This window comes from Synechococcus sp. MU1655 (assembly GCF_023630655.1).
Lineage (GTDB): Bacteria > Cyanobacteriota > Cyanobacteriia > PCC-6307 > Cyanobiaceae > Synechococcus_C.
Genome location: NZ_JAKUHK010000065.1, coordinates 1 through 8,138, shown reverse-complemented (window position 1 = coordinate 8,138; position 8,138 = coordinate 1). Strand labels below are relative to the sequence as shown.

Here is an 8,138-nt window from a genome sequence, read left to right as displayed (position 1 = left end):
GCCAAAGTGCCTCAAGATCTCAATCAGAGCCAAAAATGTCTCCCAGTGCCGGTTGGAACGGTGATGGAGTAATTGCTGGCGCTCACCGATTTCATGTTCAAGATCTTCCATGCGTCGCCTGTGCTTCTTGAGTTGCTTGCGATCGCCCCAGCGGTGAGCCGGATGCCCCTCCAGCTGATCTTCCAACTCCCGGACCAGGCGAACTTGAGACAACACCTCTCCCGCCAAGTCGTACTGAGCTGTGGTCATGTCATGACGACGTGCCATGTGCGCCACCGCCAAAGCCAAACCACCGCTGTCTTGATCGCCATGACGGAGCTCACCGGAACGGCTGAGATCAGGAGGCGCCACGCCATCAACCTGCAAACAACTCAATTCCGCATGCAAGCTCACGACGGCCTGACAGGGCAATAACAACCAAACGTTGTCCTGGGTTAAGCAAAGCAGAAGCGGAAACTGCCCGGGGCCATCGCATTTGTCAACGATCACAGCCGGAGTGACCCCACCACGAAGACGAGGTGACTTGAGGCTCACCAACGTTCCCAAGCTCGAAAACTGAAGAGCGGTCGTGAGTTCATGGGCCAGGGTTTCTTCAGCCTGCTGCTGAAGAATCCTGAGCAGACGTCTCTCTTCGCGAAGACGGCCGCGCTGTTTTTCATAGTCCTCAAAGTCTTCCCACGGAACGTCACCAGCCGTGCCTTGAAGTTGAGCCAGCTGCATCCGCAACTCAGCCAGATGTTCTTCTTCCTCGACCAAATCCAAACTGGCGAGGTAGCGGCCAAAGCTGCGCTCTACCAGCTCTCTTGCTTTGGCTAAGTCATGACGCTGCAACAGGTTGAGCACCATGCCGTAGCTGGGGGTGAATTGACTCACCAATGGATCAGAGGGGCTCGTGGCCAACTGGGCCGCCTCACGCACCCCCTCAAATCGACTCTGAACGGTCACCACATAACCCTGCGTGTCTAAGCCGCGACGACCCGCGCGACCAGCCATTTGCAGAAATTCACTGGCCATCAAGGGGCGATGCCCCCGTTCGGTGCGCTTCGAGAGCGAGGCGATCACAGTGCTGCGCGCCGGCATATTGATGCCGGCCGCCAATGTTTCGGTGGCAAACACCACCTTCACCAACCCCTGCTGAAATAACGCCTCGATGAGCTCTTTCCAAGCCGGAAGCACTCCGGCGTGATGGGATGCAATCCCGCGCAGCAACGCATCCGCATGAAGGCCGTCGCGCACAGCCTCAGGATTTGCGGCGGTGTAAGCCTCAAGCCGCTCACGGATGATGGCCTGCTCGGCCTCCGTCACCAAACACTGCACCCCAAGGTCGCGAACGGCCTTGTCACAACCACGGCGACTGAAGATGAAATAGATGGCGGGGAGCATCTCCCGTGCCGCCATTTGCGCGACCACAAAACTGATCGGTGGTGCTTCCGGCTGCGGCGGCCTTGGCGAACGGCCTTTGCGCTTGTGCCCTTTTGGAGCACGCCAAACCTTGCAATTCGGATGAATTCCAGTTCCCTGTTCATTTAAAAGTTGATGGAGACCTTTAGCGCTACAAAAACTGAACTGCAGCGGCACCGGACGAAAATCACTCAGCACCAGACGCGTCGGACCGTGCACCTTCTCGATCCAATCGGTTAGTTGCCCCGCATTGGCGACGGTGGCGGACAACGCCACCAGTTGAACGGAAGGGGGACAGTGAATGATCGATTCTTCCCAGACGGTGCCCCGCTGAGAATCATTCATGTAGTGGCACTCGTCGAGCACGACCGACTCCACATCCGCTAGCGGATCGTCATCACCATCCGCTTCGGCATACAGCATGTTACGAAAGATCTCGGTGGTCATCACCACCACTCGAGCCTCGCGGTTAACGCTCAGGTCACCCGTCATCAAGCCAACATTGTCCGCTCCAAACTGTTCGCGAAAATCGCGCAACTTTTGATTGGATAAGGCTTTGAGAGGTGTTGTGTAAAAAACTTTTTGGCCATGGGCAATCGCCCGATGAATCGCGTACTCGCCTACCAGAGTCTTGCCAGATCCCGTGGGCGCACTCACCACAACGGAATGCCCTTGATTCAAGGCATCAATCGATTCCAACTGGAATCCATCCAAAGGGAATGGAAATAGCTGGGAAACATCCGGTGACACCATCGCTGGATCCTAGGGATTGCGCGAGCAGGGAGCAGCAAACTGACCAACATGAGCAGCCCGTCTCAAGCACGCCGACGTCAGCTCCGAACCTGGAGGCCCAATCCAGATGGATCAGGGCTTCTTCCGGTCAACGCGATCGATCAAGGAGATGAAACGCCATGTTGTCTGGTGGATTTAGCCAGCAACGACTATCTCAATCTGGCTCGGCACCCTGAGCTCATCTCGGCTGCGACCGAGGAGATCAACCGAAGCGGAGTGGGCGCCGGTGGGTCCCGGCTGGTGAGCGGCAGCCGCCCGGTGCATGACCAACTCGAACAACGGCTAGCGCACTGGTTAAATCGAGATCGCGTTCTGCTCTACCCGAGCGGCTTTCAAGCCAATCTTGCCGCCGTTCTTGCGCTCGCGGACCGCCATACGCCAGTGCTAGCGGACAGGCTCTGCCATCACTCCTTACTCACAGGAGTGCAAGCCAGTGGGGCGCGACTTCAGCGCTTTGCCCACAACGACCTCATCGATCTGAACCGCAAGCTGGAGCGGTGCCGGGATCGACACCCAGGGCACGAACCGCTGGTGATCACAGAAAGTCTCTTCAGCATGGAGGGAACCAGTCCCAACCTGAGTGCCATGGCAGAGCTCTGCTCGAGCCACGCTGCCCGACTCCTAGTCGATGAAGCCCATGCCCTGGGCGTCTTGGGAGATGGAGGACGTGGCCTCAGCCATGCCCTGCCAAACAAGGCAGTGACCCTGCTCAGTGGCACCTTTGGGAAGGCCTTTGGGAGCGGTGGAGCGTTTCTGGCCTGTGATGCAGACCTCGGCGAAACCCTGCTCCAAACCAGTGGCGCTTTTCGTTACACCACGGCGTTAGCACCACCCCTTGCCGCAGCAGCGCTCGCAGCGTTAAGGCTGATACAACACCATCCCCATTGGTCGGAAGAGCTCATAGCAACGAGCAAACAGTGGCGCTCCGCGCTCGCTGCTGCGGGATGGACGCGTCCAGGCGGGACAGGTCCGATTCTGCCCCTGGTCATCGGTTCAGACCAAGCAGCTCTCGATCGCCAACAGATCCTCGAAGCCGCAGGGCTTTTGAGCATTGCGATCCGCCCCCCCACCGTTCCTGAAGGCACGTCCCGACTCCGTCTGGTGGTGCGTCGGAGCCTGCCCGATGGGACATTGGACGCACTGCTCCACGCCCTCTCTCTGGGCTCGTAGATCCCGATGAAACAGGTGATTGCCATGCACGGCTGGGGCGAAGACAGCCATTCATGGGTGCCCTGGATCCGGCATTTCAAGCCTCACTGTTGGTCTTGGCAAAGCGGTGAACGGGGGTATGGCAACCGCCAAGAGCACATGCCCTTTTGGCAAGACGATCAAGATCCCTTAGAGCTGCAACGCCGCGTGGTGATTGCCCACTCCCTAGGGCCGCATCTGCTCCCGGATGCCGTGTTCACCAAAGCCACCGACGTGGTTTTGCTCGCAAGTTTTTCCAGATTTGTGCCGCAAGGACCCAAAGGTCGAGCTCTGAAAACTGGTTTGAAGAGCATGCGCCGATGCCTTGATAGCGAAGCTGAAGCTGAGATGCTCACAACCTTCTTAAAGCGGGCAGCAGCGCCATCGCCACCAGACCGCCTCCCACGCGGCCCCATCCATGAAGGACTGTCGCGCGAGGGCCGTGAACGCTTAACCGACGACTTAGATCGGCTCATCGCAAGCGCAGAGTTACCGCTGGGGCTGCAAGCAACAGCAAGAGTGCTGGTCGTAGAGGCAGCCCAAGACGCGATTGTGGTGCCAGCCGCAAGACAAGAGCTGCGCGATGCCGTTCAGACCCGACTGCAGCATCCAGCAGAACACTGGTGCCTACCCGGTAGCGGGCATGCATTGTTGGTGCCAGAGCTGCTGATACGCATCCAGCGATGGCTTGATCAGGCTCCTGGAGAGACATGAGCAACACCTGGGGGGCCAAGGTTCTACGCAGCTTCGATGGCGCAGCAACCCAATACAACCGGGCCGCCCGTCTCCAAACAGCGATGGCCTGGCGACTCGCCGGGCACTGCCAACGGCTCCCAATTCCATCCGGACGATGGCTGGATCTCGGCAGTGGAACAGGATTGCTTGCCGATGCCATCGAACAACGGAACCCCGGCAAGGTCGTGGAACGCATCGATGGAAGCCCCTCCATGCTGGCCCGCCACTCCCGTCCAGACCAGACTCAGCTGTGGGATTTAAATCAACCCTTCCAATTCTGGGACAACGCTCCAACCCTGATCACCTCCAGCTTCTGCCTCCACTGGTTGTCCGACCCAGGTACAACACTGAGGCACTGGTTCGATTGTCTAGCTCCAGGTGGCTGGTTAGTTGTGGCGCTGCCGGTTGCAGGTTGCTTCCCGCAGTGGCACGAAGCGGCCCGCCAAGCGGCAGTCCCCTGCGCAGCTCTGCGTTTCCCAACAACCAGCGCGTTGACGGCCTCGTTACCGAAACAGCAGATCAGGCAACAACAACAGCTCAACTTCAGCGAACAAGCAAGCCATATCACGGCTCTATTGCGGCCTATGCAGACCATTGGCGCCGGCACCAGCACCCGCTCAGCTCTCAGCGTGAAGCAGTGGCGTCAACTAAGCGCCCACTGGCCTGATCGTTCAGAGGAAGGGCAGGTCAGATTGACCTGGTTAATTCAAATCCTGGTGATCGAGCGATGAACACGCCTCCCCTTCGATTGGTGATTTGCGGAACAGACACCGATGTTGGGAAAACCATCGTTAGCGCCCTCTTTGTTCAAGGCTTAGAGGCCAGCTATTGGAAGCCAGTCCAAAGCGGCACAGAAGGTGGTGGTGATCGTCAACGGGTCATCGATCTTCTAGACCTTCCAAAGGAGCGATGGAAAGAAGAAGCCTATGCATTCCAAGCCCCCGTTTCTCCTCACTGGGCTGCCGAACGAGAAGGGCGATGCATTGACCCCAACCAGCTCCAATTGCCATCAACAGATGGACCGTTGGTGGTGGAGACCGCTGGAGGTCTGATGGTGCCACTCACACGCCACTGGCTGCAAATCCAACAACTCGAACGGTGGCAGCTTCCAGTGGTGTTGGTAGCCCGGAGTGAATTGGGTACCTTGAACCACACGCTTCTCAGCCTGGAGGCATTGAGAAGACGGAACATTCCGATCCTTGGGCTGGTGATTAATGGCCCTCCCCACGCCGACAATCCCCACACCCTTAACGAACTCGGCAAGGTCCCGTTGCTGTGCGAATTCCCACCACTGGAGACACTCAATGCCGCAGCTCTTGCCAGGCAATGGCATGTTCAGAACGTGAAAGCTAAGGTCGAAACCGAGATCAATCGTTTACGGGCTTCGAGATGAATCGCCATCAGACCGGAGTCGCCGTGGCTGTTGCCCTTCTTTGCGCGGGGATTTTAGTGTTATTTACTGACGTCGAAGTTGGACTTGTGCGCTGGGTTAACTGTGGCCCGATCGCTACGGAATCAGAACAAAACAGTGAAATGTGCCGCTGAGCTCATCAGAAACGAATTAATCCACTGGCAACTGTAATAACGAAGTGCCTCAGCATCACCATCCACACCTCTGGCCTCCGTTCACCCAGGTCTCCACAACGCCTCCCTTAGAGAGAGTGCTTCGAGGAGAAGGAGCCCTTCTGTACCGAGATGAAGGACCTCCTTTAATTGATGCAATTAGCAGCTGGTGGGTGACCTTGCATGGCCATGCCCACCCCCATATCGCGCAAGCCATTGCTCGTCAGGCCGAGACTCTTGAGCAGGTCATTTTTGCCGAATTCACCCATCCTCAAGCCGAACGCCTTGCCGATCGGTTGGCAGCTAAAACCGGGTTAGAGCGAGTCTTTTTTTCAGACAACGGATCCACCGCAGTGGAGGTGGCACTCAAAATCGCCATTCAGTGGTGGCACAACAAGGGAGCACCAAGGCAGCAGATCATCGCCTTCGACGGTGCCTATCACGGAGATACGTTTGGGGCGATGGCTGTGGGAGCTCGCAGCCTGTTCAGTGAACCCTTTGACCCGCTGTTGTTTCCGGTCGCCCGCATCCCATGGCCTGCGACATGGTGGGACGACGATCACGTCGAACAAAAGGAACTAACAGCCCTTAATCAGCTCGAAGAAGCCCTCAAAACACCAACCACAGCTGTCATTCTCGAGCCGCTTGTCCAAGGTGCAGGCGGCATGAGCATGGTGCGCCCCACCTTTCTTCAAGAAGTGGAAAAGCGCGTTCGCAACGCTGGAACCTTGTTGATCGCCGACGAAGTCCTTACGGGCTTTGGGCGTTGCGGCGATTTTTTGGCGACTCAACGGGCCGGAGTCCAACCTGATGTCGTGGCGTTGTCCAAAGGACTCACCGCTGGATTCCTTCCTATGGGCATCACCATGGCCAGCGGCGCTGTCTTCGACGCCTTCGTTGGCAAGGACCCGAGCGTGACCCTTTGGCATGGCCATAGTTTTACCGCCAACCCCCTGGGGTGCGCTGCAGCGAACGCAAGTCTGGATCTGCTCGAAGAAGAGCCTGACAAGTATCTGGAGTTCGAAGCGAGGCATCGATCGCGCTTAGAAGTGTTGGCACGGCATCCAGGAATCAGGCGTGTGCGCCTGACGGGGACGATCGCAGCCTTTGATCTCGTCGTCACCGACCAAGAGGGCTACCTCAACCCTGCTGGGAAGGTCCTGCGCAGGCTGGCGAGAGAACGGGGTGTCCTGGTGCGGCCTCTTGGCCAAGTGGTGTACCTGCTTCCTCCGCTATGCATTAGCGATGAGCAGCTCGATCACTGCTACGCCGTTCTCCACGAAGCGCTCGACCGTTTGCAAGAGCATGAAGTAACGATCTGAACAAGCCCGAGCTGAGCCCTCAGGGACCCAGCCGCAGGGCAGCCTCGACGTCGGCACGGGACAGTCCGTAGGGAAACACGCAAGGGCGAGGTGCTTCCGTTGGGCTCCAGATCACCGCGAGATCCGTTTGTTGCAGACGGATCTCAGCCGTCCATCCCTGTTCCTGCCAGGACCAGCCACACGGATCATCCGCCAGCCGCTGCGCTCCAAGCTGCTGGAGCCAATGCTCAAGAGCCTGCAGCGAATGCTGATTTAAAGGAGTTTCTGCTGGAGGCATCGACACCATCAAGGACATCCCGAATCAACGGCTCCTCTTGAGTCTGCTCGGCGACCAGCCAACTGGGCTGAACCTGAAGCTCCATGCCCCGACTCCAGGCCACTCCGACTGCCAGCGATACACACAAAAGCAAGGCCCCAAGCAGCATCAACAGTGACAACCACTCCCCTCCTGAGAGTGGTCTTCGCTCACCAATGGCCGTTGCAGAAGACACTGCAGGAGAGGGCAGCGGAGCGTGCTGCTGTTGCCAAAGCTGATCCTGCTGGATGAGTTGAGCGTCATAAAGCCGACGCAACGAGGGATCAGCCAACTGGTCATAGGCCTCACGCAACAGCTGGAATTGGCGAGCTGCCTCAGCGGCAGGCAACGTTGTGGTGTCTGGATGCACCGACTTACTGAGACGTCGAAAGGCGCGACGCAAGGTCTCGGCGTCCACGCCACGGCCCACTCCTAACCGTTCGTAATGGGTCGTGGCCGACATCACGTCCTGTTCGAGCCGAATCACGAAGGTGCATTGTAGGAAGAGTCGCTGCCCTGGCAGCCATGCCAGAAGCAAACAGCTTTTCTGATGCCGGGCCTGACCTATGGCACTGTCTGGGCTGGCAACCCAATGACACCCAGCTCTCGCAACTCAAAGAGCTACAAGCCCTGCTGCGCCATTGGAACAGCAAGGTGAATCTCACCCGTTTGGTAGAGAACGAGGAGTTCTGGATCGCCCAGGTCTTTGACAGTCTTTGGCCTCTCGACAAAGAGCTACGCACCCCCGATCTATCGCGTCGCTGCATTGATGTAGGCACTGGCGGCGGGTTTCCTGGCCTCGCTGTCGCCATCGCCCTACCGGGGACCACACTCACCCTTGT

9 protein-coding genes are annotated in these 8,138 nt (G+C 58.0%); 6 read left to right on the top strand and 3 right to left on the bottom strand.

Annotated elements, in window-relative coordinates; translation table 11 throughout:
• Positions 1 to 2,154 (bottom strand): DEAD/DEAH box helicase (locus NCN04_RS04780; protein ID WP_250395338.1); only part of this gene is annotated, 2,154 nt, incomplete at its 3' end.
• Positions 2,155 to 2,202: 48 nt separating this feature from the next.
• Between NCN04_RS04780 and NCN04_RS04775 the strand changes: the two genes are divergently transcribed.
• The 5 genes from NCN04_RS04775 to bioA all read left to right on the top strand — a co-directional run bounded on the left by NCN04_RS04775 (position 2,203) and on the right by bioA (position 7,001).
• Positions 2,203 to 3,363, top strand: a complete 1,161-nt coding sequence (locus NCN04_RS04775) for an aminotransferase class I/II-fold pyridoxal phosphate-dependent enzyme (protein WP_250395337.1) — start codon at positions 2,203 to 2,205, stop codon at positions 3,361 to 3,363.
• Between the two features lie 6 nt (positions 3,364 to 3,369).
• Positions 3,370 to 4,095, top strand: a complete 726-nt coding sequence (locus NCN04_RS04770; protein ID WP_250395336.1) for an alpha/beta fold hydrolase — start codon at positions 3,370 to 3,372, stop codon at positions 4,093 to 4,095.
• Entirely contained in the window at positions 4,092 to 4,847 is a 756-nt protein-coding gene (locus NCN04_RS04765; protein WP_048347173.1) for a methyltransferase domain-containing protein, read from the top strand. The genes NCN04_RS04770 and NCN04_RS04765 overlap by 4 nt, the downstream gene beginning before the upstream one ends.
• Positions 4,844 to 5,509 (top strand): dethiobiotin synthase, encoded by a 666-nt coding sequence (gene bioD, locus NCN04_RS04760; protein WP_048347174.1) that lies wholly within the window; start codon positions 4,844 to 4,846, stop codon positions 5,507 to 5,509. Before NCN04_RS04765 ends, bioD begins: the two co-directional genes overlap by 4 nt.
• Before the next feature lie 196 nt (positions 5,510 to 5,705).
• Complete coding sequence (gene bioA, locus NCN04_RS04755; protein WP_048347175.1) at positions 5,706 to 7,001, top strand: adenosylmethionine--8-amino-7-oxononanoate transaminase; 1,296 nt, start codon at positions 5,706 to 5,708, stop codon at positions 6,999 to 7,001.
• A gap of 19 nt (positions 7,002 to 7,020) precedes the next feature.
• Here bioA and NCN04_RS04750 read toward each other — a convergent pair whose 3' ends face one another.
• Both NCN04_RS04750 and NCN04_RS04745 read right to left on the bottom strand, forming a co-directional pair.
• Positions 7,021 to 7,278, bottom strand: coding sequence for a DUF3143 domain-containing protein (locus NCN04_RS04750; protein ID WP_157028605.1), 258 nt, complete (start codon positions 7,276 to 7,278; stop codon positions 7,021 to 7,023).
• Positions 7,229 to 7,759, bottom strand: coding sequence for a J domain-containing protein (locus NCN04_RS04745; RefSeq protein ID WP_250395335.1), 531 nt, complete (start codon positions 7,757 to 7,759; stop codon positions 7,229 to 7,231). Before NCN04_RS04745 ends, NCN04_RS04750 begins: the two co-directional genes overlap by 50 nt.
• 62 nt (positions 7,760 to 7,821) lie before the next feature.
• Here NCN04_RS04745 and NCN04_RS04740 point away from each other — a divergent pair.
• The coding region (locus NCN04_RS04740; RefSeq protein WP_250395334.1) for a 16S rRNA (guanine(527)-N(7))-methyltransferase RsmG at positions 7,822 to 8,138 on the top strand (317 nt) is incomplete at its 3' end.

Bases quoted from the DNA above. Each gene is read 5' to 3' on its own strand.
- NCN04_RS04750 (WP_157028605.1), bottom strand. From the start codon at position 7,278: ATGCCTCCAGCAGAAACTCCTTTAAATCAGCATTCGCTGCAGGCTCTT.
- NCN04_RS04770 (WP_250395336.1), top strand. From the start codon at position 3,370: ATGAAACAGGTGATTGCCATGCACGGCTGGGGCGAAGACAGCCATTCA.
- NCN04_RS04765 (WP_048347173.1), top strand. From the start codon at position 4,092: ATGAGCAACACCTGGGGGGCCAAGGTTCTACGCAGCTTCGATGGCGCA.
- bioD (WP_048347174.1), top strand. From the start codon at position 4,844: ATGAACACGCCTCCCCTTCGATTGGTGATTTGCGGAACAGACACCGAT.
- NCN04_RS04775 (WP_250395337.1), top strand. From the start codon at position 2,203: ATGAGCAGCCCGTCTCAAGCACGCCGACGTCAGCTCCGAACCTGGAGG.
- NCN04_RS04745 (WP_250395335.1), bottom strand. From the start codon at position 7,759: ATGTCGGCCACGACCCATTACGAACGGTTAGGAGTGGGCCGTGGCGTG.